This is a genomic window from Nocardioides dubius (assembly GCF_039528155.1).
GTDB classification, from domain to species: Bacteria; Actinomycetota; Actinomycetes; order Propionibacteriales; family Nocardioidaceae; genus Nocardioides; species Nocardioides dubius.
The window spans coordinates 12922-37646 of the sequence record NZ_BAAALG010000016.1; the positions used below are offsets into that span (position 1 = coordinate 12922).

23 protein-coding genes are annotated in these 24725 nt (G+C 71.3%); 15 read left to right on the forward strand and 8 right to left on the reverse strand.

Annotated features, from left to right (window positions below):
- Positions 1 to 29: 29 nt before the first annotated feature.
- A complete protein-coding gene (locus ABD151_RS19690; protein WP_343996553.1) occupies positions 30 to 242 on the reverse strand; it encodes a DUF6458 family protein in 213 nt (70 codons plus the stop codon).
- Positions 243 to 446: 204 nt separating this feature from the next.
- Between ABD151_RS19690 and ABD151_RS19695 the strand changes: the two genes are divergently transcribed.
- From ABD151_RS19695 to mnhG, 6 genes are read left to right on the forward strand one after another with little or no spacing between them, the layout of a single operon-like run.
- Positions 447 to 3335, forward strand: a complete 2889-nt coding sequence (locus tag ABD151_RS19695) for a Na+/H+ antiporter subunit A (protein WP_343996554.1) — start codon at positions 447 to 449, stop codon at positions 3333 to 3335.
- 40 nt (positions 3336 to 3375) lie between these two features.
- Entirely contained in the window at positions 3376 to 3831 is a 456-nt protein-coding gene (locus ABD151_RS19700) for a Na(+)/H(+) antiporter subunit C (protein WP_343996555.1), read from the forward strand.
- A complete protein-coding gene (locus ABD151_RS19705; RefSeq protein ID WP_343996556.1) occupies positions 3828 to 5522 on the forward strand; it encodes a Na+/H+ antiporter subunit D in 1695 nt (564 codons plus the stop codon). Before ABD151_RS19700 ends, ABD151_RS19705 begins: the two co-directional genes overlap by 4 nt.
- Positions 5519 to 6094: a Na+/H+ antiporter subunit E gene (locus tag ABD151_RS19710; protein WP_343996557.1), complete on the forward strand. Its 576-nt coding sequence runs from the start codon at positions 5519 to 5521 to the stop codon at positions 6092 to 6094. Before ABD151_RS19705 ends, ABD151_RS19710 begins: the two co-directional genes overlap by 4 nt.
- Positions 6091 to 6375 carry an MrpF/PhaF family protein gene (locus ABD151_RS19715; RefSeq protein WP_343996558.1) on the forward strand — a complete coding sequence of 95 codons (285 nt, stop codon included), beginning with the start codon at positions 6091 to 6093 and terminating at the stop codon, positions 6373 to 6375. Before ABD151_RS19710 ends, ABD151_RS19715 begins: the two co-directional genes overlap by 4 nt.
- The gene (mnhG, locus tag ABD151_RS19720; protein WP_343996559.1) at positions 6372 to 6743 is read left to right on the forward strand and encodes a monovalent cation/H(+) antiporter subunit G; all 372 of its coding nucleotides are present in this window, start codon (positions 6372 to 6374) and stop codon (positions 6741 to 6743) included. Before ABD151_RS19715 ends, mnhG begins: the two co-directional genes overlap by 4 nt.
- Before the next feature lie 71 nt (positions 6744 to 6814).
- Here mnhG and ABD151_RS19725 read toward each other — a convergent pair whose 3' ends face one another.
- Positions 6815 to 8563 (reverse strand): thioredoxin-like domain-containing protein, encoded by a 1749-nt coding sequence (locus tag ABD151_RS19725; RefSeq protein ID WP_343996561.1) that lies wholly within the window; start codon positions 8561 to 8563, stop codon positions 6815 to 6817.
- Positions 8564 to 8620: 57 nt separating this feature from the next.
- Between ABD151_RS19725 and ABD151_RS19730 the strand changes: the two genes are divergently transcribed.
- The 9 genes from ABD151_RS19730 (at position 8621) to ABD151_RS19770 (ending at position 17664) form a co-directional block, all read left to right on the forward strand.
- Complete coding sequence (locus tag ABD151_RS19730) at positions 8621 to 9451, forward strand: maleylpyruvate isomerase family mycothiol-dependent enzyme (RefSeq protein WP_343996562.1); 831 nt, start codon at positions 8621 to 8623, stop codon at positions 9449 to 9451.
- Entirely contained in the window at positions 9448 to 10368 is a 921-nt protein-coding gene (locus ABD151_RS19735) for an oxidoreductase (RefSeq protein ID WP_343996563.1), read from the forward strand. Before ABD151_RS19730 ends, ABD151_RS19735 begins: the two co-directional genes overlap by 4 nt.
- Before the next feature lie 11 nt (positions 10369 to 10379).
- Positions 10380 to 10871 carry a GNAT family N-acetyltransferase gene (locus tag ABD151_RS19740; protein ID WP_343996564.1) on the forward strand — a complete coding sequence of 164 codons (492 nt, stop codon included), beginning with the start codon at positions 10380 to 10382 and terminating at the stop codon, positions 10869 to 10871.
- Positions 10872 to 10935: 64 nt separating this feature from the next.
- Positions 10936 to 12444 (forward strand): M1 family metallopeptidase, encoded by a 1509-nt coding sequence (locus ABD151_RS19745; RefSeq protein ID WP_343996565.1) that lies wholly within the window; start codon positions 10936 to 10938, stop codon positions 12442 to 12444.
- Positions 12445 to 12528: 84 nt separating this feature from the next.
- Positions 12529 to 13371: a S1 family peptidase gene (locus ABD151_RS19750; RefSeq protein ID WP_343996566.1), complete on the forward strand. Its 843-nt coding sequence runs from the start codon at positions 12529 to 12531 to the stop codon at positions 13369 to 13371.
- A 96-nt stretch (positions 13372 to 13467) separates the two neighbouring features.
- Positions 13468 to 14454 (forward strand): NAD-dependent epimerase/dehydratase family protein, encoded by a 987-nt coding sequence (locus ABD151_RS19755; protein WP_343996567.1) that lies wholly within the window; start codon positions 13468 to 13470, stop codon positions 14452 to 14454.
- Positions 14451 to 15929 (forward strand): carboxyl transferase domain-containing protein, encoded by a 1479-nt coding sequence (locus ABD151_RS19760; protein ID WP_343996568.1) that lies wholly within the window; start codon positions 14451 to 14453, stop codon positions 15927 to 15929. The genes ABD151_RS19755 and ABD151_RS19760 overlap by 4 nt, the downstream gene beginning before the upstream one ends.
- A 127-nt stretch (positions 15930 to 16056) precedes the next feature.
- On the forward strand, positions 16057 to 16752 hold the full coding sequence (locus tag ABD151_RS19765; RefSeq protein ID WP_343996569.1) for a GTP pyrophosphokinase: 696 nt from the start codon (positions 16057 to 16059) through the stop codon (positions 16750 to 16752).
- A gap of 42 nt (positions 16753 to 16794) precedes the next feature.
- Positions 16795 to 17664: an SDR family oxidoreductase gene (locus ABD151_RS19770; RefSeq protein ID WP_343996570.1), complete on the forward strand. Its 870-nt coding sequence runs from the start codon at positions 16795 to 16797 to the stop codon at positions 17662 to 17664.
- 143 nt (positions 17665 to 17807) lie between these two features.
- On the opposite strand, the gene ABD151_RS19775 is transcribed toward ABD151_RS19770, so the two are convergent.
- From ABD151_RS19775 to ABD151_RS19800, 6 genes are all read right to left on the reverse strand, one after another.
- Positions 17808 to 19340 (reverse strand): dihydrolipoamide acetyltransferase family protein, encoded by a 1533-nt coding sequence (locus tag ABD151_RS19775; RefSeq protein WP_343996571.1) that lies wholly within the window; start codon positions 19338 to 19340, stop codon positions 17808 to 17810.
- Between the two features lie 11 nt (positions 19341 to 19351).
- A complete protein-coding gene (locus tag ABD151_RS19780; protein ID WP_343996573.1) occupies positions 19352 to 20344 on the reverse strand; it encodes an alpha-ketoacid dehydrogenase subunit beta in 993 nt (330 codons plus the stop codon).
- Positions 20344 to 21525, reverse strand: coding sequence for a pyruvate dehydrogenase (acetyl-transferring) E1 component subunit alpha (pdhA, locus tag ABD151_RS19785; RefSeq protein WP_415629933.1), 1182 nt, complete (start codon positions 21523 to 21525; stop codon positions 20344 to 20346). The genes ABD151_RS19780 and pdhA overlap by 1 nt, the downstream gene beginning before the upstream one ends.
- 239 nt (positions 21526 to 21764) lie before the next feature.
- Positions 21765 to 22715, reverse strand: coding sequence for a cation diffusion facilitator family transporter (locus ABD151_RS19790; RefSeq protein WP_343996574.1), 951 nt, complete (start codon positions 22713 to 22715; stop codon positions 21765 to 21767).
- Positions 22715 to 23062 carry an ArsR/SmtB family transcription factor gene (locus ABD151_RS19795; protein WP_343996575.1) on the reverse strand — a complete coding sequence of 116 codons (348 nt, stop codon included), beginning with the start codon at positions 23060 to 23062 and terminating at the stop codon, positions 22715 to 22717. The genes ABD151_RS19790 and ABD151_RS19795 overlap by 1 nt, the downstream gene beginning before the upstream one ends.
- Positions 23063 to 23159: 97 nt before the next feature.
- A complete protein-coding gene (locus tag ABD151_RS19800) occupies positions 23160 to 24683 on the reverse strand; it encodes an MFS transporter (RefSeq protein WP_343996576.1) in 1524 nt (507 codons plus the stop codon).
- Positions 24684 to 24725: the final 42 nt, after the last annotated feature.

The window sequence follows — 24725 nt, forward strand, 5'->3', positions numbered from 1 at the left end:
GTGTAGGGCGGCCCTCGTCGCTTGCTGGATCACTCGATGCGGCGCTGCTCCACGACGTGCTTGGACTCGCCGCGCTGCTTGTTCATCACCAGCGCCAGCACGATGGCCAGCGCGCCGACGGCGACGAGGATCCAGCCGAGAGTCTCGGTCGCCACATATTGGTCGAGGTCGGGGATCTCCACCACGCCGAGCGCGAAGACGAGACCGATCACCAGCAGCACGATGCCAAGTCCGATTCCCATGGGTCCTCCTTGTGCAAGTGGGCGGATCATGGCGGATCCACCGTTCCGCTCTCCGGTACCCGCGAGGACCAAATGCGAACCTCACGCCCAGGCGGACGCCGGGCCGGTCGTCCGTGTTCACGAGCGCGCAAGCGGTCGAAGGAGTCACGACAGGACCCGTAGAATGGGAATGACCATTCGGCCCGCCGACCGAAGGCCCCGCGCTTGCTTGCACTCGTTGCCGCCCACTTCGCCATCGCCGCGTTCTCCCCTGCCTTCGTGCACTGGTGGGGCCGGCGCGCATTCCTCGTCCTCGCCAGCGTCCCGCTGGTCACCTTCCTCTGGGCGCTCAGCCTCACCGGCCGGATCTCCGACGGCGAGGTCCTGGTCCAGGCCTGGGAGTGGTTGCCCGGCCTCCACCTCGAGCTCGCCTTCGCGATGGGCACCCTGCAATGGCTGATGGCGCTGATCGTCAGCGGCATCGGCGTGCTGGTGCTGGCCTACTGCGCCTGGTACTTCGCCGACGACGACCCGGCACTGCCGATGTTCAGCGGCGTCTTCACCGGCTTCGCCGGAGCCATGCTCGGCCTGGTCCTCGCCGACGACCTGCTCATCCTCTTCGTCTTCTGGGAGCTGACCACGGTCTTCTCCTACCTGCTGATCGGCTCCGACCCCGCCAAGCGCGCCAGTCGCGTGGCGGCCATGCAGGCGCTGATCGTGACCACCCTCGGCGGCCTCGCGATGCTGGTCGGCATGCTCATGCTCGGCGAGCAGACCGGCACCCACCGGATCAGCGAGATCCTCGCCGACCCGCCGTCGGGCGACTGGACCACGATCGCCGTGATCCTGTTGCTGGTCGGCGCGATCAGCAAGTCGGCGCTCTTCCCGCTGCACTTCTGGCTGCCCGGCGCGATGGCCGCACCGACCCCGGTCAGCGCCTACCTGCACGCCGCCTCCATGGTGAAGGCCGGCGTCTACCTGGTCGCGCTGATGGCACCCGCCTTCTCGCACGTGCCCGGCTGGCACGAGATCGTGCTCACCCTCGGCGTGATCACCATGCTGCTCGGCGGCTGGCGCGCCATCCGCCAGTACGACATCAAGCTGCTGCTCGCCTACGGCACGGTCAGCCAGCTCGGCTTCCTGCTGGTCCTGTTCAGCGAGGGCACCCGGTCGGCGACCCTGGCCGGCCTCGGCATGCTGCTGGCCCACGCACTCTTCAAGGCGGCCCTGTTCCTGGTGGTCGGCATCATCGACCGCAGCACCGGCACCCGCGACCTGCGCGAGCTCTCCGGCGTCGGCTCCCAGATGCGCTGGATCGGGATCGCGGCCACCCTGGCCGGCGCCTCGATGGCGGGTCTGCCTCCGCTGCTCGGCTTCGTCGGCAAGGAGAGCGTCTTCGCCGCCCTGCTCGACGTCGCCCAGTCCCCCGACGGCGACGGCACCGGTCTCTCCCCGCTCGCCGCCTGGGTGGTGCTCGGCGGCATCCTGCTCGGCTCGGTCTTCACTGTCGCCTACACCGCCCGCTTCCTGTGGGGCGCCTTCGCCACCAAGCCGGGAACCGCCCCCACCGTGGTCCGCCCGGTGCCGGTCGGCTTCGCCGCCAGCCCGATCCTGCTGGCCGGCGCCACCATCGTCCTCGGCTTCGTCGGCCCGGGCCTCACCCACCTCTTCGAGCCGCACCTGGAGCTCTACCCCGAGGGCTACCACCACGCTGAGCTGGCGCTGTGGCACGGGCTCGGGCTGCCGCTGCTCTTCTCCCTGATCGTCTTCGCGCTCGGCACCTGGCTCTTCACCAAGCGGATCGTCTTCTCCCAGCTGCAGGCCGCGCTGTCGCCGTCCCGCAGCGCCGACGGCGCCTACCGCGCGGTGATGCGCTTCGTCGACCGCAGCGCCGTCGAGGTCACCGGTCTCGCCCAGCGCGGCTCGGTCGCCGCCTACCTCGCCTTCATCCTGCTGGTGGTGCTCGCCGTGCCCGGCGCCGTGCTGATCAGCTCACTGGGCGATGGCTTCGACGTCGTCGTCTGGGACAACCCGGCCCAGGCCGTGGTGGGCGCGCTGACCATCGTCGCCGCCTTCTTCACCGTGCGCTCACGCCGCCGGATGCGTGCGGTGGTCCTGGTCGGGATCACCGGCTACGGCACCGCGATGCTCTTCCTGCTGCACGGCGCGCCCGACCTCGCGCTGACCCAGATCCTGGTGGAGACCACCAGCCTGGTGGTCTTCGTGCTGGTGCTGCGTCGTCTCCCGGAGTACTTCACCGACCGGCCACTCAGCCCGCGGCGCTACCTGCGGATGGCGCTCGGCGCGGCCGTGGGCATCGCCGTCGCCGGCTTCATGCTGCTCACCACCAACGCCCGCAGTGAGGACCCGGTCTCGGTCGGCTTCCCGGGCCCGGCGCTGGAGTACGGCGGCGGTCGCAGCATCGTCAGCGTGACCCTGGTCGACATCCGCGCGTGGGACACCATGGGCGAGATCTCGGTGCTGGTCGCCGCCGCCACCGGCGTCGCCAGCCTGGTCTTCCTCGACACCCGGATCTCCGGGATCCGCCGCGTCTACCAGATCCCGTACCCCGAGGCGGTGCAGAAGATCCCGACCGGCCCAGGCCGCCGCGTCTGGCTGCCCGGTCCGCGGACCCTGAGCCCGGACCGCCGCTCGATCATCTTCGAGGTGGTCACCCGGCTGATCTTCCACACCATGGTGCTGCTCTCGGTCTACCTGCTGCTGGCCGGGCACAACCACGTCGGCGGCGGCTTCGCAGCCGGCATGGTGGTCGGCCTGGCGCTGATGGTGCGCTACCTCGCCGGTGGCCGCTACGAGCTCGACGAGGCCGCCCCGATCGACGCCGGCGTGCTGATGGGCTTCGGCCTCTTCGTCGCCACCGCCGCGGCCCTGGTGCCGTTGGCCTTCGGCGGCACCGTCCTGCAGAGCGCGGAGTTCCACTTCCACCTCGGCATCCTCGGCGACCCGCACATGGTCACCTCGCTGCTCTTCGACGTCGGCGTCTACCTGGTGGTGATCGGGCTGATCCTCGACCTGCTGCGCACGCTGGGCTCCCGCCTCGACCGACAGATCCTGCGCGAGGAGCGCGCAGAGGAGCAGGCGGTGCGGCTGTGACCTTCCGACCCGACGCCCCGACCACCCCGGGAGGTGGCCGATGAACGCCAACCTGACCCTGATCCTGGTGGCCTCCAGCCTGATCGGCGCCGGGGTCTACCTGATCCTCGAGCGCAGCCTGACCCGGGTCCTGGTCGGCCTGGTGATGATGAGCAACGGCGTGAACCTGCTCTTCATGATCGCCAGCGGCCCGGCCGGCAACGCACCGGTGATCGGCAGCACCGACCTCGACGACATGGCCGATCCCCTGCCCCAGGCGCTGGTGCTGACGGCGATCGTGATCACCCTCGGCACCGTCGCCTTCCTGCTGGCGATGGCGCACCGCAGCTGGCAGCTCAACGGCAACGACGACGTCCAGGACGACGTCGAGGATGCCGCGATCCGCCGGCTGGCGCTGGCCGACGAGGCCTCCGACAGCCACGACCTCAGCATGAGCGCGACCGAAGAGGACGCCGCCACCGACGAGGTCTACGAAGAGGAAGGCACCACCGCATGAGCGACCTCACCTGGATGGTCCCGCTGCCGGTGGTGCTCCCGTTGCTCGGCGCGGGCCTGACGCTGACCTTCTCGCATCGTCCGCGCGCCCAGCAGATCGTCACGATCACCGTGCTGGCGTTGGTGGTGGCGATCGCCGGCGCGCTGCTGGTCGCCGCCGACACCGAGGGCCCGCAGGTGGTCTGGCTCGGCGGCTGGGACTCCCCGCTCGGGATCTCCCTGGTCGCCGATCGCCTGGCCACCCTGATGTTGCTGGTCTCCGCCGTGGTCACCCTGCTGGTCCTGCTGTACTCGCTCGGTCAGGGCATGACCGGCGACGAGAGCGAGACCCCGGTCTCGGTCTACCACCCGACCTTCCTGGTCCTGGTGGCCGGCGTCGCGAACGCGTTCCTGGCCGGCGACCTGTTCAACCTCTTCGTCGCCTTCGAGATGCTGCTCTTCGCGAGCTACGTGCTGCTCACCCTCGGCGGCACCGGGGCCCGGATCCGTGCGGGCACGATCTACGTGGTCGTCAACATCCTCTCCTCCAGCCTGTTCCTGATCTCCCTGGCCGCCGTCTACGCGGCCACCGGCTCGCTGAACCTCGCCCAGCTGGCCGGCCGGCTGGAGTCGACGCCGGACCACGTCGCGCTGATCCTGCAGCTGCTGCTGCTGACCACCTTCGCGATCAAGGCGGCGATCTTCCCGCTGTCGTTCTGGCTGCCGGACAGCTACCCGACCGCACCGGCACCGGTCACCGCCGTCTTCGCGGGATTGCTGACCAAGGTCGGCGTCTACGCGATCCTGCGGGTGCAGACCCTGCTCTTCCCGGACTCCCCGCTCACCGACCTGCTGCTGTGGGCCGCGCTGCTGACCATGGTGGTCGGGATCCTCGGCGCGGTCGCCCAGTCCGACATCAAGCGCATGCTCTCGTTCACCCTGGTCAGCCACATCGGCTACATGGTGTTCGGCATCGGCCTGGCCAGCAAGGCCGGCATCTCCGGCGCGATCTTCTACGTCGCGCACCACATCACCATCCAGACCGCGCTCTTCTTGGTGGTGGGCCTGATCGAACGTCGCGCCGGCAGCACCGCGTTGCTCCGGCTCGGCGGCCTGGTCCGCCTGTCGCCGGTGCTGGCACTGCTCTTCTTCGTGCCCGCGATGAACCTGGCCGGCATCCCCCCGATGTCCGGCTTCATCGGCAAGGTCGGGCTGCTCCAGGCCGGTCTCGCCGACGGCGGCTGGTTGGCGATCGTGCTGGTGATCGGTGGCGTGCTGACCAGCCTGCTGACCCTCTACGCGATCGCGAAGACCTGGGCGCTGGCGTTCTGGCGCACCCCCGAGCAGGCGCACGAGATGGCGCGCGCGCTGCCCGAGATGGAGGGCAGCACCGAGCACACCGACCAGGGCATGGTGGTGCACCGCGACCACGTGCACGTCGCGGGTGCCGCCTTCGGACGGGTCGACCTGGAGGACGCGCGCCGGGTGGTCGACGACGAGTCGCCCGACCGCGACCTGTACCAGCTGCTGCGCGACGGCGCCCTGCCGAGCCGGCTGCCCGGCTCGATGGTGCTGCCCACCGCTGCGTTGATCGCGATCAGCCTCCTGCTCACCCTGGTGGCCGGTCCGCTCTTCGCCTTCACCGACCGGGCCGCCGACGACCTGATCGACCGCACGCCGTACCTGTCCGCGGTTCTGGAGGGTGACTCATGAGTCCCGAGCTCCGCACCCGACGCGACGGCAGCGTGCGCCCTGCCCGCTACCGCTCCCTGCAGTGGCCGGTGCTGATCTGGCTGACCCTGGTCTGGATGGCGCTGTGGCGCAGCTTCAACTGGGGCAACGCCCTGCTCGGCCTGGCCGTGGCGGTGCTGGTCTGCCTGGTCTTCCCGCTGCCGCCGTTGCGGATGCGCCTGGTCCCCCGTCCGCTCGGCCTGGCCTGGCTGCTGCTGAAGTTCGCCTGGGACGTCGTGGTCTCCAGCTTCCAGGTGGCCGCGGTGGTGCTGCGACCCCGGCGGCAGCTGCGCAACGCGGTTGTCCAGGTCGACCTCACCACGCCGTCCGACTTCGTGCTGACCGTGGTCGCCGAGATGACCTCGCTGATCCCGGGCTCGATCGTGGTCGAGGCGCGGCGCTCGACCCACACCCTCTTCCTGCACGTGCTCAACGTGCGCAGCACCGCGGACGTCGAGAAGTTCCGGCGCGCGGTGCTGGCACAGGAGCAACGGGTGCTGCGGGCCTTCCGCAACGCCCCGCCGTCCACCGAGACCGAGGAGGCGCACCGATGACCGTCGTCCTGTGGATCACCCTCGGCATGCTGGGGCTGGCCGCACTCCTGCTGCTGGCCCGCGCCACGATGGGCCCGACCATGCTCGACCGCACCGTCGCCCTCGACGTGCTGATCGCGGTGCTGATCTGCGGCGTCGGCGTCGAGGCGGCCCGCGACGAGCACACCTTCACGCTGCCGATCCTGCTGGTGCTGACCCTGCTCGGCTTCGTCGGCTCGGTCAGCATCGCCCGCTTCACCCGCGGCAGCGACGACATCGAGGCAGAGAAGGCGGAGCGATGAGCTGGGCGACGATCGCCGACTGGATCGGCGCGATCTGCATGCTGATCGGCGCGGCCCTCGCCCTGATCGCGGCGATCGGCGTGCTGCGTCTGCCGGATCTGCTCTCGCGGATGCACGCGGCCACCAAGCCGCAGGTGCTCGGCCTGATCATGGTCCTGACCGGGCTCGGCTTCCTCTTCCGCGACCCGGAGGTGATCGGCCTGCTCGCCCTGGTCGCGCTCTTCCAGATGGTCACCTCGCCGGTCGCCAACCACATGGTCGCCCGGGCCTCGGTGCGGGCCGGCCAGCTGGACACGGACCGGCTGCTGGTCGACGAGCTCAGTGGCGTGCTGGCCGCCTCCAAGGACGAGCCGCGCGGCGCCCCGTAGCCCCACCGTTGACTGGTGCCGTGCTGCACCACTCAACGTTGATCGGTGCAGTACGGCACCAATCAACGGGGTCAGGCGTCGGTGCCGCCGAGTGGCAGCACCAGCTGGGCGGGACCGTCGGCGGTGATCCGGATCGGGACGCCCCAGTCCTGCTGGTGCATCCGGCAGGCGGCGCCCTCGCCGTCGGCGATGACGCAGGAGGCGGCGCGGGCCGCGACGTGCAGCACGCCCTCCCCGACCGTCGGATCGAGGCGCAGCTCACGGCCCAGCTCGACGCCGCGGCCCTCGCCGTCGCGCAGCAGCGCCGCCGGCGTGGCGGTGACGATCAGCTGCGTGGCCGGGCCGAACCGGTCGTCGACCTTCTGTCCGGGCGGCGCGGTGAACGGGATCCGCAGGCTCACCTCGGCACCGAGCTCGGTGACGGGCCGCTGGGTGCGGGCCTCGAACTCGTCCGGCACCGCGGTCTCCTCGACCAGCGGCGTGATCCGGTGCGCGCCGGACTCGACCACCTGCCAGCCGTCGGCCGCAACCAGACCGGACGGCTCGGCCAGCCCGACCGCAACCGTCTCCAGCAACCCGGTGGCGGGGTCGAACCGGCGGATCGCGCCGTTGTAGGTGTCCGCGACCAGCACCCGGTGCTCGTCGTCGACGGCGACACCGAGCGGATGCTGCAGGCGCGCCCGCTCGCGGTCGCCGTCACGGAAGCCGAAGTCGAAGAGCCCGAGCCCGATCGCGCTGTGCACCTGCCAGGTCTCGCGCGGGCCGTCGCCCGCCTGGACCCACCGCAGCGCCGAGGTCTCGGAGTCCGCGATCCAGAGCCGGTCGCCGTCCACGGCGAGGCCTGAGGGCTGCGCGAACCAGGCGTCGGGAAGGGCCGCATCGAGCAGGCCCTCGTTGGTGGTGCCGGCCGCGATCTCGACGTCCCCGCTCACTGGGTCGAAGGTCCACAGCTGGTGCACGCCGGCCATCGCCACCCACACCTGGCCACTCCACCAGACGACGTCCCAGGGACTGCTCAGCGACGTCGTCGGATCGCCCTGCATCCACTGCCGGCCGTCGCCCGCGACCACCCGGGACTCGCCGGTGCCGAGGTCGAGCCCCCACAGCCGGTGACCGACGGTGTCGGCGACCACCACCTGGTAGCCCACCTCGGCCGCGACCGCGGCCGGGAGCAGGCAGAGCCCGTTGGGCTCCGCGAAGCCGCCGTAGCGCTGCACCACCGCGCCGTCGCGCAGGGCGACGACGCTGCGCGACCCGGCGTCCGCGACCAGCAGCAGGTCCTCGACGACGATCGCCTTGGCCGGGAAGGCGAGGTCGGAGTCGCGCGGCGCGGGTGCCACGTACGGGGAGTCGCCCGGCTGCAACGAGCCGCGCTCGCGGTACTGCGGCACCAGCTCGGCCAAGGTGGCGGCCAGCGCGTGCGCATGCCCCTCACCGGCGTAGGTGCCGACCACGTAGCCCTCCGGGTCGATCAGCACCAGCGTCGGCCAGGCCCGCGCGGCGTAGGCCTGCCAGGTGATCAGCTCCGGATCGTCGAGCACCGGGTGATGGACCGCGTGCCGCTCCACCGCCCGGGCCAGGGCGACGGGGTCGGCCTCGTGCACGAACTTGGGCGAGTGCACGCCGATCACCACCAGCTCGTCGGCGAACTCCGCCTCGACCGGGCGCAGCTCCTCGATCACATGCAGGCAGTTGATGCAGCAGAAGGTCCAGAAGTCGAGCAGCACGAACCTGCCGCGCAGCTCGCGCAGGGTCAGCGGACCGTCGGTGTTGAGCCACCCACGTCCGCGCAGCTCCGGGGCTCGAACGCGCGCACTCATGCCTCTAGTCTGCCAACCCGCGACCAGCCTGATGACCGCCCAGTAGGGTGCGCAAGTATGAGCGACGCCGAAGAGCTGACGGGTTACATCGACATCTGGTGGCAGTCCATCGACGACTTCACCCGGTTCGTCGAGGAGTTGGCGCCCGCCGAATGGAGCAACCCCACCGACCTCGCCGGCTGGGACGTGCACGCGGTGGTCGCGCACATCGCCCACCTGGAGGCGCTGCTGGCCGGCACCGCACACGACGATCACGTCGACGTCGGCACCCCCGAGCATGTGAAGAACCCGATGGGCACCTTCACCGAGCAGGGCGTCGCCGCTCGCCGCGACCGCACCCCCGACGAGCTGATCGCCGAGATCCGCGCCTCGGCGACCACCCGGCACACCCAGCACCTCGCCGAGCCGCCGAGCGACGCCGCCGCACCCGCGCCGGGGCTCTTCGGTGCGATCGGCTGGAACTGGCAGACCCTGCTGCGCAACCGTCCGCTCGACGTCTGGATGCACGAGCAGGACATCCGTCGCGCGGTCGGCCGTCCGGGCAACCTCGACTCCCCCGCTGCCGGGCACGTGCTCACCGTGCTGGGGGCTGCGCTTCCGGTCGTCGTCGGCAAGCGGGTGGCCCCGCCGGCGGGCACCGTGGTCACCCTCCACGTCGACGGCCACCCCTCGCGCGCCGTCCGGATCAACGAGGCCGGCCGGGCCGAGGCCGCGGAGGCCGACGCCGCAGCCACCGCCAGCGTGCGGCTGACCCGTCACGCCTTCGCCGTGCTGGCCGGCGGACGCCGATCCGCCGAGCAGGTGCTGGCCGAGCCCGGGCAGGTGCTCCTCGAGGGCGACGTCGAGCTCGGGCGCCAGGTGCTGGCCGCGATGGCGGTCACCCCATGATCTGGACCCTTGCGGACCTGGGCGACCAGACCGGGCGCACCTTCGCGGTCACCGGCGCGACCAGCGGCCTGGGCCGCGAGACCGCGTTGCAGCTGGCGCTCGCCGGCGGCCGGGTGATCCTGGCCGGACGGTCGCCCGAGAAGATCAAGGCCACCGCGGACGCCATCCACCGCCAGTCGCCCAAGGCCGAGTTGGAGTCGCTCGTCGTCGACCTCGCCGACCTCGCCTCGGTGCGCCGCGCCGCCGCCCGCTCGGTGCGGTTGGGCGCGATCGACGTGCTGGTCAACAACGCCGGCGTGATGGCCACCCCGCACCAGCGCACGGCCGACGGCCTCGACCTGCAGATGGCCACCAACCACTTCGGGCCGTTCCTCTTCACCGGGCTGCTGCTGCCCCAGCTCGTCGCCACCGGCGCCGGCCGGGTGGTGATGGTCTCCTCCGCGATGCACCATCTGGCGCGCAGCGCCCCGCTCGGCGACCCGCGCGACGCCAGCGGGCCGTACCGGCGCTGGCCCGTCTACGCGCAGACCAAGCTGGCCAACCTGTTGACCACCTTCGAGCTGCAACGCCGCAGCGACGCCGAGGGGCTCGGCCTGCAGGCGCTGGCCGCTCACCCCGGCTACTCCGCCACGAACCTGCTCTCCTACGGCCAGACCATGCGCCAGGGCGGCCCCTTGGCCAGCGTCTTCGACGCCACCGCGCGGGCCACCGCCCAGAGCGCGGCGATGGGTGCGTTGCCGATCCTGATGGCCGCCACCGCCGACCTGCCCGGTGGCACCTTCTGCGGGCCGAGTGGCTTCCGCGAGCTGCGCGGCCTGCCGCACATCGTGACGCCGTCCCGGCTGGCCCGCAGCGGCAACGCCCAGCGCGCGATGTGGCGGCTCAGCGAGGAGACCGTGGGGCTGCGGTGGCCATGAGGGGACCGAGCGTGCTGCGCCCCATCGAACCGGCCGACCATGCGTGGGTGCTGGAGCTCAACGAGCGCTTCGTCGACGTCCTCTCCGCGATGGACCAGGCCCGCCTCGACTATCTGCTGGAGCGTGCCGACGGGGCCTTCGTGATCGAGCACGAGGGCCAGCGGGCCGGGTTCGTGCTCACCTTCGCGCCCGGCGTCGACTACGACTCGACCTACTACCGCTGGTTCAGTGAGCGGTTCGCGGACTTCCGCTACCTGGACCGCGTCGTCCTCGACGACTCCTTCCAGCGTCTGGGCCTGGCCTCGCGGGCCTACGCCGAGCTGGAGGCGGGCACTGGCCCGCAGCGGCCGATGACGCTCGAGGTGAACGTGGACCCGCCCAACCACGCGTCGCTGGCCTTCCACGCCGGCCGCGGCTACGTGGAGGTCGCCCGGGTGGGCAATGCGGGCAAACAGGTGGCACTGATGCGTCTGGCAGGCGAAACTGTGGGGTCTGGTGGTTGAGCCCCGCACCACGCGGGTAAGAGGCTGCCACCCTGCACTCACGTCACTCTGAGGAGACCTCTCGATGCGCGCCAAGCTCGTTGCCCTGATCGTCGCGCTGGTGGTCATCGCAGGTGCGGCAGCGGCGGTCGCGGCCGTCACCCTGCGTGACGACACGAGCTCCTCGGCGAGCGGGAGCCCCGCACCGAGCGAGCCGGCGCCGACCACCACCGGCACCAGCGAGCCGCTGATCGACCAGCGCGACATCGACCCGGCCGACACCGCGCTCGACCCGGCGCTGAGCACCACCGTCGAGGACAGCGTCTACCCGAACGTCGGCGACCCCAGCGTGGACGCGCTGAAGTACCACCTCGACCTCACCTGGAGCCCGGACGGCAACGAGCTGACCGGCGTCGCCACGATCGCGTTCCGCGCGGCGCGCACCCAGTCCCAGTTCCAGCTCGATCTGGGCGAGTCGCTCAAGGTCGACCAGGTCGTCCTCGACGGCGTCGAGGTGGAGGCCTCCCAGATCGGCAAGGACCTCGTGGTCCAGGCCCCGATCACCACCGACGACCGGCACCTGGTCACGGTCAGCTACGCCGGCACCCCGGAGCCGTTCACCGCGCCGACCACCCGCTCCGACTTCGCGACCGTGGGCTGGACCGTCACCGACGACGCGGTGTGGACGATGCAGGAGCCCTACGGCGCCTTCACCTGGTACCCGGTCAACGACCAGCCGGCGGACAAGGCCTTCTACGAGTTCGCGATCACCGTGCCGGCGCCCTACGTCGGCGTCGCCAACGGCGAGCTGCTCGACCAGCGCGAGGTGGACGGCCAGACGATCACCGAGTTCCGGCTCGACTCGCCGGCGTCCTCGTACCTGACCACCATCGCGATCGACGAGTACCAGCTCACTGAGGACACCTCCGCCAGCGGGATCCCGTTGACCTACTGGACCCCGCGCGACAACCCGGAGGCGCTGAAGGCGCTGCGCTACACGCCGAAGGCCCTTGCCTGGTTGGAGAAGCGGCTCGGTCCGTTCCCCTACGACCGGGTAGGTGGCGTCGTGGTCCCGTCGGAGTCGGCGATGGAGACCCAGACGATGATCACCTACGGCAACACCGACTACACGCTGGCGCCGGGCACGATCCTGCACGAGCTGACCCACCACTGGTACGGCGACATCACGTCCCCCACCGACTGGCGCGACGTGTGGATGAACGAGGGGATGACCACCTACCTCGACTTCGTCTGGGAGGCCGAGACCCAGAAGCGGCCGCTGGAGTCGGTGCTGCGCCAGGCCGCCGTCTACGAGCGGCAGTCCCGTGAGGCCGACGGCCCGCCCGGCGACTACGATCCGCGCTCCTTCGCCCAGACCAACGTCTACTACTCGCCGGCGCTGATGTGGCACGAGGTGCGCGAGAAGGTCGGCGAGCGTGACTTCTGGCTGATGGTCCGCGCCTGGCCGACGCTGAAGCGGCACGGCAACGCCACCCGCGAGGAGTACCTGGCGTGGGTGGAGAAGCAGACCGGGACCGAGCTGACCGACCTCTTCGACGCCTGGCTGCTCGGCGAGACGACGCCCCCGCGCTGACGCATTTCCCCAATCCTGCCCCTTCCCCGAGCGGCGCTGGGGGGTGTTCTCTGGACTCCTCATCCCCACTCGGAGGGAGCCTCCATGCGCGCTCGCCTACTCACCCTGCTCGCCGCGGTCGTGGCCACGCTCGGACTGGTCGCACCGATCAGCCCGGTCCAGGCCAGCACCGGCGGAACGGTCGACGGGAACACCCATCCCAACGTCGCGCTGATCGCCTTCTACGACAGCGAGGGACGCTTCCGCTGCTCGGCGACACTGGTCAGCCCGACCGTGCTGCTGACCGCGGCGCACTGCACCTCGGGAACGCTCGGCAAGACCCTGGTCACCTTCGACAGCGTGATCGCGCTCGCGCCGCCGTCGCCCCTGCCCGTGGCCGGTGACGTGACGGCGGGGTACACCGCCGCCGAGCTCGCTGCCGCCGGCTACCTGTCCGGGACGGCGTACACGCACCCCGAGTACAGCGACTTCACCGACCTGGACAACTGGAACGACATCGGCGTGATCGTGCTCGACCAGCCGGTCACCACCATCGCTCCGGCACCGTTGGCCGCAGTCGGTGCGGCCGATGCGATCAAGCAGCCGCGCAAGACCCTCTTCACCGCAGTCGGCTACGGGACCGAGGTGCGCCAGGCGGAGACGGGTCCGCAGAAGCCCACGCCGATGAGCTACCCGCTGCTGCGTCGCTACGTGGTGATGCCGGGGCAGAAGATCACCCCGCAGATCATCCAGACCAACGGCAACGAGAAGGACCCGTTCGGCACCGGCGGCACCTGCTTCGGTGACTCGGGCGGCTCGCTGTGGCTCGACGGTGCGGTCGTGGGCGTCACCTCCTACGGCTACACCTCCAACTGCCGTTACATCGACGGCTACCAGCGGGTCGACATCCCCGTCGTCCGCACCTGGCTGGCGCGGTTCGGCCTGTGAGGGCGTGTGGGCGGGCGGCCTCGCCCGCCCACACGAGGCGTTGCGCTGACGGCATAACGCCTTGCCGGCTGCGGCTGAGCGGGCCAGCATCGAGCCATGCGACTCCTGGTGCTCGGCGGATCGGTCTTCCTCTCGCGTACGGTCGCGGCGCAGGCGGTGGCCGCAGGTCATGACGTGGTCTGTGCCCATCGCGGCCGCTCCGGAGGCAGCCCCGACGGCGCGCGCTGGGTGGCGTGGGATCGCGACCAGCCGGTGCCGTCGGCGTTGCGGTCCGAGCCGTTCGACGCGGTGGTCGACGTCGCCCGGCATCCCAGCCGGGTCCGCTCGGCAGTGACCGCCTTCCCCAGCAGCCATTGGGTCTTCGTCTCCACGATCAACGTCTACGCCGACGACGCCACCCCCGGTGGCACGCCGGCGAGCCTGCCGCTGGTCCCACCCTGCGACGAGGACGTCGACCTCAGCGTCGAGCCCGAGGCCTACGGGCCGATGAAGCGCGCCTGCGAGCTCGCCGTCCTCGACGGCGCCGCCTCGGCCACGGTGGTGCGCCCCGGGCTGATCGTCGGCCCCGGCGACCCGACCGGGCGGTTCTCCTACTGGCCCGACCGCCTCGCCGACGGCGGCGAGGTGCTGGCTCCCGGCGCCCCGCCGGATCCGGTGCAGGTGATCGACGTCCGCGACCTGGCGGCGTGGCTGGTGCTGCTCGCCGAGCGTCGCACCGTGGGGACCTTCGACGGCACCGGGGCGCCCACCACCCGAGGCGCCGTGCTGACTGCGATCGCGGACGGCGTCGGCGCGGCGCCGTCGCTGACCTGGGTCGACCAGTCGTTCCTGCTCGAGCGCGAGGTGCCGCCGTGGATGGGGCCAGGCTCGCTCCCCCTCTGGCTGCCGCTGCCGGAGTACGCCGGGCTGCTGAGCCACGACGTCGCGGCGTCGTTCGCGGCGGGGCTGCACACCCGCGACCTCGCCGAGACCGCCCGCGACACCCTGGCCTGGCTGCGCTCCGACGACGGGGTGGCGCCGACCGGAATGGGCCGAGAAGCCGAGGCCGAACTGCTCGCCGACTGGCAGAATCACCGGGCGTGAGCACCCCGCGCCTCTCCGCCCGTGAGCTGATCGACCTCGTCCTCGACGCCGACTCCTGGCACACCTGGGACACCCCGCCGGTACGCGGGCCGATCAGCGAGGCCTACGCCGCCGAGCTGGCGGCGGCCGAGGCGAAGACGGGCCTCGACGAGTCGATCGTCACCGGCGAGGGCCTGATGCGCGGCCGGCGGGTGGCCGTGGTGGCCTGCGAGTTCCGGTTCCTGGCCGGTTCGATCGGCCGGGCCAGCGCGGACCGACTCGTCGCCGGCATCGAGCGCGCCACCGCCGAGGGCCTGCCGCTGCTCGCCGCACCGACCTCCGGCGGGACCCGGATGCAGGAGGGCACCCCCGCCTTCGTGCAGATGGTGCGGATCAGCGCCGCGGTGGCGCGGCACAAGGCGGCCGGGCTGCCGTACCTGGTCTACCTGCGCCACCCCACCACCGGCGGGGTGATGGCGTCGTGGGGCTCGCTGGGCCACGTCACCGTCGCCGAACCGGGCGCGCTGACCGGATTCCTCGGCCCGCGGGTCTACGAGGCCCTGTACGGCAAGGAGTTCCCCGAGGGCGTGCAGACCTCGGAGAACCTCTACGCGCACGGGATCATCGACGCCGTCGTGCCGCCGTCCGAGATCGCGGACATCCTGGACCGGGCACTGACCATCCTGGAGGCGCCCCGGCTCGGCATCGAGCCGGTCGCCGCGCCCGAGGAGCTGCCGATCGGTGACGTGGAGACCTGGGACGCCGTCACCCGCTCGCGTCGTCCGGAGCGACCGGGCGTGCGGCGGCTGCTGAAGTACGCGGCCTCCGACGTGGTGCCGCTCAACGGCACCGGTCAGGGCGAGTCGGACCCGGGCCTGCTGATCGCGCTGGCGCGGTTCGGCGAGGCGCCGTGCGTCTTCCTCGGCCAGGACCGGCGCGGACAGACGGCGGCGCACCCGCTCGGTCCTGGCGCGCTGCGCGAGGCGCGACGTGGGATGCGGCTCGCGGCCGAGCTGAACCTGCCGCTGGTGACAGTGATCGACACCCAGGGCGCGGCGCTCTCGGTGGAGGCCGAGCAGGGCGGGCTGGCCGGCGAGATCGCCCGCTGCCTGGCCGACCTGGTCACCCTGGATGCGCCGACGCTGTGCCTGATGCTCGGCGAGGGCAACGGCGGCGGGGCACTGGCCCTGCTGCCGGCCGACCGGGTGATCGCCGCCCAGCACGCCTGGCTCTCACCACTGCCGCCCGAGGGTGCCTCGGCGATCGTGCACCGCGACCTCGACCATGCCCCCGAGATGGCCCGCGCCCAGCAGGTCCGGGCGATCGACATGCATGCCGCCGGCGTGGTCGACCGGATCGTCGCCGAGCTCCCCGACGCCGCCGACGAGCCCGAGGAGTTCTGCCACCGCGTCGGCGCCGTCCTGGAGTACGAGCTGGCCCGCCTGCTGGCCACCGGCCCCGGCACCCCCGAGGCCCGCTCCGCCCGCTACCTCTGACCCCCTCCCCTCCCGACAGTCCCTGACGTTCGGCACCTCAGAACGCCGTTTCTTCGGGCCGAACGTTCGGCAGCGTCGACGGATGGCAACGACGTGCGACTTGGCGGCGTCGCGGAGAATGGGCGCCATGAGTACGACCGCGAGCCCGTTCGAGCTGCTGCGCACCCTGTTGGGCGACGCCGGGGCCGACGCGCCGGACGAGACCCTGGTCGAGCTTCGCGAGGAGTTGGCGCGCTTCACCCTCGAGTACCGCTGCGCGATGGACGAGGTCGCCACGAAGATCGACATCCTGCGGCGCGACTTCGAGCTGACCCACGACTACAGCCCGATCGAGCACGTGAAGACCCGGCTCAAGACGCTCGAGTCGCTGGCGGAGAAGGTCCGCCGGATCGGCTGTCCGCCGGAGCTGCCGCGGGTGCGCGAGCAGGTCCGCGACATCGCCGGCATCCGGGTCACCTGCGCGTTCGTGGAGGACACCTACCGGGTCGCCGAGATGCTGACCCGCCAGCCCGACGTCGACCTGCTGGAGACCGAGGACTACATCAAGACGCCGAAGCAGAACGGCTACCAGAGCCTGCACCTGATCGTGGAGGTTCCGGTCTACCTCTCCGACCGCACCGTCCGGGTGCCGGTGGAGGTGCAGATCCGCACCATCGCGATGGACTTCTGGGCCAGCGTCGAGCACCGGATCTACTACAAGTACGCGGGAGCGGTGCCGGCAGACCTCAGCGACAGCCTGCGCGCCGTCGCGCTGACCGCTGCCGATCTGGACCAGCAGATGACCCGGATGCGCGACGAGGTCGAGTCGCTGCGCCGTCCCTGATTCAGCCGCGCCGGGGCCATACCTGCGGTATGTTCGCGAGTCGTGACTGAACAGCCCCGTACCTATGTCGTGACCGGTGCAGCCTCTGGGATCGGCCAGGCGACCGCCGACCATCTCCGCAGCCAGGGCCATCGGGTGATCGGGGTCGATCGGCAGCAGAGCGACGTCGTCGGCGACCTCAGCACGCCGGCCGGACGCCGTGAGGCGATAGCCGCGATCCGCGCGCAGGCGTCGGTCATCCATGGCGTCGTCCCCTGCGCCGGGCTTGCCGGGATCACCGGGGTCGACCCCGAGTTGCTGGTCTCGGTGAACTACTTCGGCGCCGTCGAGCTGGTGGAGGGGCTGCACGCCGAGCTCGCGGCCGCCGGCAACGGCGCGGTCGTGCTGCTGTCGTCGAACTCGACCACCTGCCAGCCCGGCTGGTCGGCCCCGGTGGCGAGGGCCTGCCTGAGCGGCGACGAGGCCCGTGCCCGTGGCGAGGCCGCCAAGGTGCCCGCCGTCATCGCGTATCCCTCCAGCAAGGCGGCGCTCGCCTGGTGGGCCCGCACCGAGGGCGTGAAGGCGCGCTGGGCGGGCGCCGGGATCCGGGTCAACGCCGTCGCGCCGGGCCTGATCGCGACACCGATGACCACCGAGGTGAAGGCGGACCCGGTCTTCGGTCGCTTCGCCGACTCGTACCCGACGGCGCTGAAGCGCCCGGGCCGCCCTGAGGAGATCGCCGCGCTGATCGGATTCCTGCTCTCGGACGCCGCCAGCCTGCTGGTCGGCTCCGTCGTCTACGCGGACGGCGGCACCGACGCGATCAAGAACCCGCGCCGTCCCAAGGGACTCGCCACCAACCGACTCGCGTCGTCCGCCTTGGGCAAGGGAATGGCCCTGTTCACCCGCCTCGCGTCACGCCGCGCGAACTGACGCCTTCGTGCACACCCCTCGATAGTCCCTGACGTTTTCGTGGTTTTTCGCGCCGAGAACCACGAAAACGTCAGGGACTATCCCACGGTGGGGCGGTTTCCTGTGGACAGAAACCGGGCTGGGGTCAGCGGAGGCAGGGCGGGTCAGAGGAGGAGGGCGTTGGCGGGGTCCTCCAGGACCGAGGCGACGTCGGCGAGGAAGCGGGAGCCGGACTCGCCGTCGATGTGGCGGTGGTCGAAGCTCAGGCTGAGCGTGGTCACCTGGCGGATCGCGAGGGTGTCGTTGCCGTCGGCGTCGGTGACCACCCAGGGCTGCTTCTTGATCGCGCCGAAGCAGAGGATCGCCGACTCCCCCGGGTTGATGATCGGGGTGCCGCCGTCGACGCCGAAGACGCCGACGTTGGTGATCGTGAAGGTGCCGCCCGACATCTCCGCGGGCTGGGTGCGCCCGGACCGCGCCGTCTCGGTGAGCTGACCGAGCGCCGCGGCGAGCTCGACCAGGCTGAGCTGGTCGGCGTCCTTGATGTTCGGCACCACCAGGCCGCGCGGCGTGGCTGCCGCGATGCCCAGGTTCACGTAGTGGCGCACCGCGACCTCGCCGGCCGCGCCGTCCCACCAGGAGTTGATCATCGGGGTCCGCCGCATCGCGGCCATCGCCGCCCGGGCGAGCACCAGCAGCGGCGACACCTTGACCTCACGGAAGTCGCGGTGGCCGCGCAGCCGCTCGACGAACTCCATCGTCCGGGTGACGTCGAGGGTGATCCACTCGGTGACGTGCGGGCTGGTGAACGCGGAGCCCACCATCGCCTCGGCCATCGCCTTGCGGACGCCCTTGATCGGCTCCCTGGTCTCCCGCACGCCATCGCGGACGCCGACAGCACCGCCGGCAGCAGCGCCGACAGCACCACCGGCAGGGGCGTCGGGGACGGCGGTCAGCGTGGGTGCGGCAGCCGTGCCGGCGGCCTGCTCCACGTCAGCACGCGAGACGGTGCCGTTCGGGCCGGTCGGCGTCAGCGACGCCAGGTCGACGCCGAGGTCCTTGGCCAGCTTGCGCACCGGCGGCTTCGCCAAGGCGCGAACCGCAGCCCCGGCGGAGGTGCTACCCGTAGCACCGGCGGGCTCGACGGGTGCCAGCGGCGCGCCCTGGCTGGCCCGCTGGTCGGCGGCCTGGGTGGCCACCGCGGCCACGATCCGCTCGACCCGCTCGGTCTGCGGCGGAGCACCGGCATTGAAGGTGTCGTGCACCCCGGCGCGCGCCACGTGCTCGCCGGCCGCCTCGACCAGCTTGCGCCGCGGACGACGCTGCGCACCACGCTCGGCGGGCGCCCGGCCGACCAGGCTCTCCCCCTCGCCGCCACCGGAGGCGGCCGGGTTGGAGAGGTCGATCTCGCCGACCGCAGCGGGAGCAGCCGGAGCCGCAGGGGCGGAGCCGCCGGCCTCCCCCTCGGCGCCGATCGCGATGATCGAGGTGCCCACCGGCACCGTCTCGCCCTCGGCGACCAGCAGGCTCAGCACCGTGCCGGCGTAGGGCGAGGGAAGCTCGACCAGGGACTTGGCGGTCTCGATCTCGACGATCACGTCGTTGATCTCGACGACATCGCCGGCCTTCACCTTCCACGAGACGATCTCCGCCTCAGTCAGGCCCTCACCGACGTCGGGCAGCTTGAACTCGAACATGCCACTCACTCTCAGTACCCGAAGGAACGGTCGACGGCGTCCAGCACCCGGTCGAGGTCAGGAAGGAACTCCTCCTCGTTGCGGGCCGCCGGGTAGGGCGTGTCGTAGCCACCGACGCGCAGCACCGGCGCCTCGAGGGAGTAGAAGCACTCCTCGGTGATCCGGGCCGCGAGCTCGGCGCCCATGCCGAGGTTGACGTGCGCTTCGTGCACCACGACCGCGCGGCCGGTGCGTCGCACCGACTCCAGCACCGGGCCCATGTCCAGCGGCGAGAGGGTGCGCAGGTCGATCACCTCCAGCGAGCGACCCTCGTCGGCTGCCACCTCCGCGGCCAGCAGCGCCGTCTTCACGGTCGGGCCGTAGCTGAGCAGCGTGACGTCGTCGCCGCTGCGCCGCACCTGCGAGGTGAACAGCGGCGGCGGGGTCGCGGCGAGGTCCAGCTCGGCCTTGTCCGCGTGGTACTGCCGCTTGGGCTCCAAGAAGATCACCGGGTCGTCGCTGGCGATCGCCTGCTGCAGCATCCAGTAGCCGTCGACCGGGTTGGAGCAGGCGACCACCTTGAGGCCCGGGGTGTGCGCGAACTGCGCCTCGGGCGACTCCGAGTGGTGCTCGACCGCACCGATCCCACCGCCGAACGGGATCCGGATCACCATCGGCATCTTGCTCCGGCCCTGCGAGCGGTAGTGCATCTTCGCGACCTGGCAGACGATCTGGTCGTAGGCCGGGTAGACGAAGCCGTCGAACTGGATCTCCACGACCGGCCGGTAGCCGCGCAGGGCGAGGCCCACCGCGGTGCCGACGATGCCGGACTCGGCAAGCGGGGAGTCGATCACCCGGTCCTCGCCGAAGTCCTTCTGCAGCCCGTCGGTGATCCGGAAGACGCCGCCGAGCTTGCCGACGTCCTCACCCATCACCAGGACCTTGGGATCGTCCTCCATCGCCTTGCGCAGCCCCGCATTGAGGCCCTTGGCGAGAGTGACCCGCTGCGTGCTCGCGGTGCTCATCAGGAGACCCCCTGCTCGAAGCCGGCGTGGTACTCCTCGAACGCCGCGCGCTGCTGGGCGAGCTCGGCGGTCTCCTCGGCGTAGACGTTGTCGAAGATGGCCGTGGGCACCGGGTTCGGCAGGCTCTTGCAGCCCTCACGCAGCTGGTGACCGAGCTCGTCGGCCTCGGCCTGGACGGCGTCGAAGAAGGCGTCGTCGGCCAGTCCGTTGCGACTCAGGTAGACCTTGACCCGGGCGATCGGGTCCTTGAGCTTCCACCGCTCGAGGTCGTCGCTGAGCCGGTAGCGGGTCGGGTCGTCGGTGGTCGTGTGCGCGCCCATCCGGTAGGTGTAGGCCTCCACGAAGGTGGGGCCCTGCCCCTCACGGGCGCGTTGCAGCGCCGCGGTGGTGACCGCGTAGGTGGCCAGCACATCGTTGCCGTCGACCCGGACGCCGGGGAAGCCGAAGCCGAGAGCCCTTTGGTAGAGCGGGATCCGCGTCTGCCGCTCGATCGGCTCGGAGATCGCCCATTGGTTGTTCTGGCAGAAGAAGACCACCGGTGCGTTGTAGGAGGCGGCGAAGATGAACGACTCGTTGACGTCGCCCTGCGAGGAGGCGCCGTCGCCGAAGTGGGCGAGCACCGCGGCGTCGCGCTGCGCGTCACCGGTGCCGACGACGCCATCGCGCTGCATGCCCATCGCGTAGCCGGCGGCGTGCAGGGTCTGGGCGCCGATCACGATCGTGTAGAGCCCGAAGTTGTGCGCGGCCGGATCCCAGGAGCCGTGGTCGACCCCACGGAACAGGCTGAGCAGCCGGAGCGGGTCGACGCCGCGACACCAGGCGACGCCGTGCTCGCGGTAGGTGGGGAAGGCGAAGTCCTGCGGACGCAGGGCCCGGCCGGCGCCGATCTGGGCGGCCTCCTGACCGAGCAGCTGGGCCCACAGCCCGAGCTCGCCGTGGCGCTGCAGCGCGGTGGCCTCGGTGTCGATGCGCCGGGTGAGAACCATGTCGCGGTAGAAGCCGCGGATCGTCTCGTCAGGATCGAGCAGGTTGCCTGCCGCGTCGCGCGGCTCGAAGGCGAACTCCGGGTGCTCGACCCGCTGACCTTCGGGAGAGAGCAGCTGGATCAGCTCGGGGCCACCATCGGCCTGGGAGGGTCCGAAGACCTCCACGAGGTCGGGCCCGAAGTCGGCAGGGGTCACGTGTATCGCTCCTTGTCACTCTGCCCGGACCACGAGATCGTCGTTGCCCGGCCATGGATTCCCCTGGGTCCCGGGTGCGGGCCGGGGGTGTGCCAGTGACGCCGCGAGGGCCCGTCACCTACCCGGATGAGGGAGTGTGACGCGCCCCACATGGCGTCGTGGATTCAACGTACCAACGTGGCTGAATTCGGTCGAATTCACCTGGACGTCCATGCAGTTGACGACGCCTGCGCCGCGCCTCAGGAGCAGCCCGGCTCGCCCAGGTCCTCGTGCTCGCGGTGGCTCTGCGGCTCCACCTGGAAGGTGGCGTGCCGGATCCCGAAGTGCTCGCCGACGCAGGCGCTCAGCTCGTCGAGCACCGCGCCGACGCCCTGCTCGGCGAGCCGCTCGTCGGTCACCGTGACGTGGGCGGACAGGCTCGGCATGCCGCTGGTGATCGTCCAGGCATGCAGGTCGTGCACCTCGACGACGCCCGGCAGCCGGGCGAGGTGACGGCGGACGTCGGCGAGGTCCAGCCCCTTTGGCGCGGTCTCCAGCAGCACGGCCGCACTGTCGCGGATCAGCGAGATCGAGCGGGGCAGGATCAGCACCGCGATCGCCAACGAGGCAAGGGCATCCGCGCGATCGAAGCCGGTCAGCCAGATCACCGCGCCGGCCACCAGCGCGAGCACCGAGCCGAGGGTGTCGGTGGCGACCTCCAGGAAGGCACCACGGATGTTGAGCGAGCTGCGGTCGGCACGGACCAGGATCGCGAGCGCCACCAGGTTGGCCAGCAGGCCCAGCAGCGCGAAGCCGACCATCCCCGAGCCGTGCACCGGCTCCGGGTCGCGCAGCCTGCCGATCGCGGCCCAGGCCAGCCAGCCGCAGACGCCGAGCAGCACGACGGCGTTGACCAGGGCCGCCAGGATCTCAGCCCGGTGCAGGCCGAAGGTGGCCCGTGGGCCGGGCGGCCGGGTCGCCACATAGGACGCCGACAGGGCGATCAGGACGGCGGAGGCGTCGGTGGCCATGTGCCCGGCGTCGGCGAGCAGCGCCAGCGAGCCGGTGACCCAGGCGCCGATCACCTCGATCACCATCACGCTCGCGGTGACTGCGAGCACCTTCACCAAGCGCCCGCGGTCGGCGGCCCGCGAGGCCGCATGCCCGCCGTCCTGACCGGCTGCATGGCCGTGGCCGTGGCCGACGCCCATCACTGCCCCCGATCGTGATGCCGCAGCGAGCCGCCTACGGCGTGCTCCGCCTGACGGATCGCGACCTGCAGCAACTCGAGCGGGTGGTCGTTGGCGAGGCTGTAGTAGACCTTCGGCCCCTCGTGCCGAGTGGTGACGAGCCGACTCATCCGCAGCTTGGCGAGGTGCTGGGAGACCGCCGCCTGCGACTTGCCGACCAGGCCGGCGATGGCACCCACGGACTGCTCGCCCTCGCGCAGCGCGAGCACGATCCGCATCCGGGTCGCGTCAGCCAGCAGCGAGAAGATCTCGACGCAGACCGCGATCTCACTGTCGTCCGGCTCGATCCAATCGGCATATTCGTACATGCGCATATAATGACACACGCATACCGCCGCTCAATGTGACCCCAGCGTCCACTTTGACGTCGTTCTCGAGCGCTGAGGTCACATTGAGCGGGTGGGGTTAGGCGTTGCGCAGTGCGCGCCGGGCGACGAGCAGGGCGAGCAGGCTGGCAGCGAAGCCGATCGCCGCCGTCCAGGTGACACCGCTGTCGAAGGCGGTGGTGGCGGAGTCCAGGAGCTGCTGGCCCACCTCGTGCGGCAGCCCCTCGGCGACCTGCACCGCGCCACCCAGGGTGGCCTGCGCATGCTCGGCCTCCTCGGCGCCCACCCCGGCCGGCACCACGACGTGGGTCCGGTACGCGAGGTTGAGCAGGCTGCCCAGCACCGCCGTGCCGAGCACCGCGCCGACCTCGTAGGCGGTCTCCGACACGGCAGAGGCCGCTCCGGCCTTGGCCGGCGGCACTGCCGAGAGGGCGAGGTCGTTGGAGATCGTCTCCGCCATTCCGACTCCGGCGCAGAGCATCACGAAGCCCGCGAGCAGGGCGGTCTGCGAGCCGGTGTGCCCCAGGCCCGCCACCACCAGGTAGGCAATCGAGTTCAGCCCCAGGCCGAGCATGATCACGCGGCTCGCGCCGATCCGGCGGACCAGCGGGACCGCCGCCAGGCCGAAGGCGATGGTGCAGGCCAGGCCCGGGATCAGCAGCAGTGCGGCGTCCATCGGGCCGTGCCCGGCGACCAGCTGCAGGTACTGGGTGAAGAAGTAGATGAAGCCCACCAGCGCGAAGACGCTGACCAGGTTGACCGCGAGCGCACCCGAGAAGATCGGGTTGGCGAAGAGCCGCACGTCGAGCATCGGCGTGCTGGAGCGCAGCATCCGGCGCACGAAGCCGTAGCCCGCCGCGAGCCCCGCGCCGCCGGCCAGCGCGACCACGGCCAGGCCGTCACCGGACGCAGCGGCCTTGATCGCGAAGACGACGCCGACCAGCGCGCCACTGACCAGGACGATGCCGATCAGGTCGACCGGACCCGGGTGCGGGTCGCGCGACTCGGGCAGCAGGATCGGCCCGAGCAGCAGCAGCGGAAGCAGCACCGGCACGGCGAGCAGGAAGACCGAGCCCCACCAGAAGTGCTCGAGCAGCCAGCCACCCACCAGCGGGCCGAGCGCGGCGCCACCGGAGAAGCCCGCGGCCCAGATCGCGATCGCGATCCGGCGCTCGTTGTCGTCGGTGAAGATGTTGCGGATCAGCGAGAGCGTGGCCGGCATCAGCATCGCGCCGAAGAAGCCGAGGAAGAACCGGGCGGCGATCAGGCTGCCGGCGTTCGGGGCGAAGGCGGCAAGCGCCGAGACCGCAGCGAATCCGGTGGCGCCGATCAGCAGCAGCCGACGGCGTCCGATCCGGTCGCCCAGGCTGCCCATCGGCACCAGCAGGCCGGCCAGCACCAGCGGATAGATGTCGATCATCCACAGCAGCTCGTTGCCGCTGGGCGCCAGATCACGGGTGATCGAGGGCACCGCGAAGCTGAGCACGGTGTTGTCCACCGAGACCAGCAGCACCGGGATCATCAGCACCGCGAGCGCAGCCCAACGTCGTCGGGCCGAGAACGGCGACGACGAGTTCTGGGCGGGCGTCAGGACAGTGCTCATGTCAATAACTGTACCGTCTGGACGGTACAGTTACCAACTCTT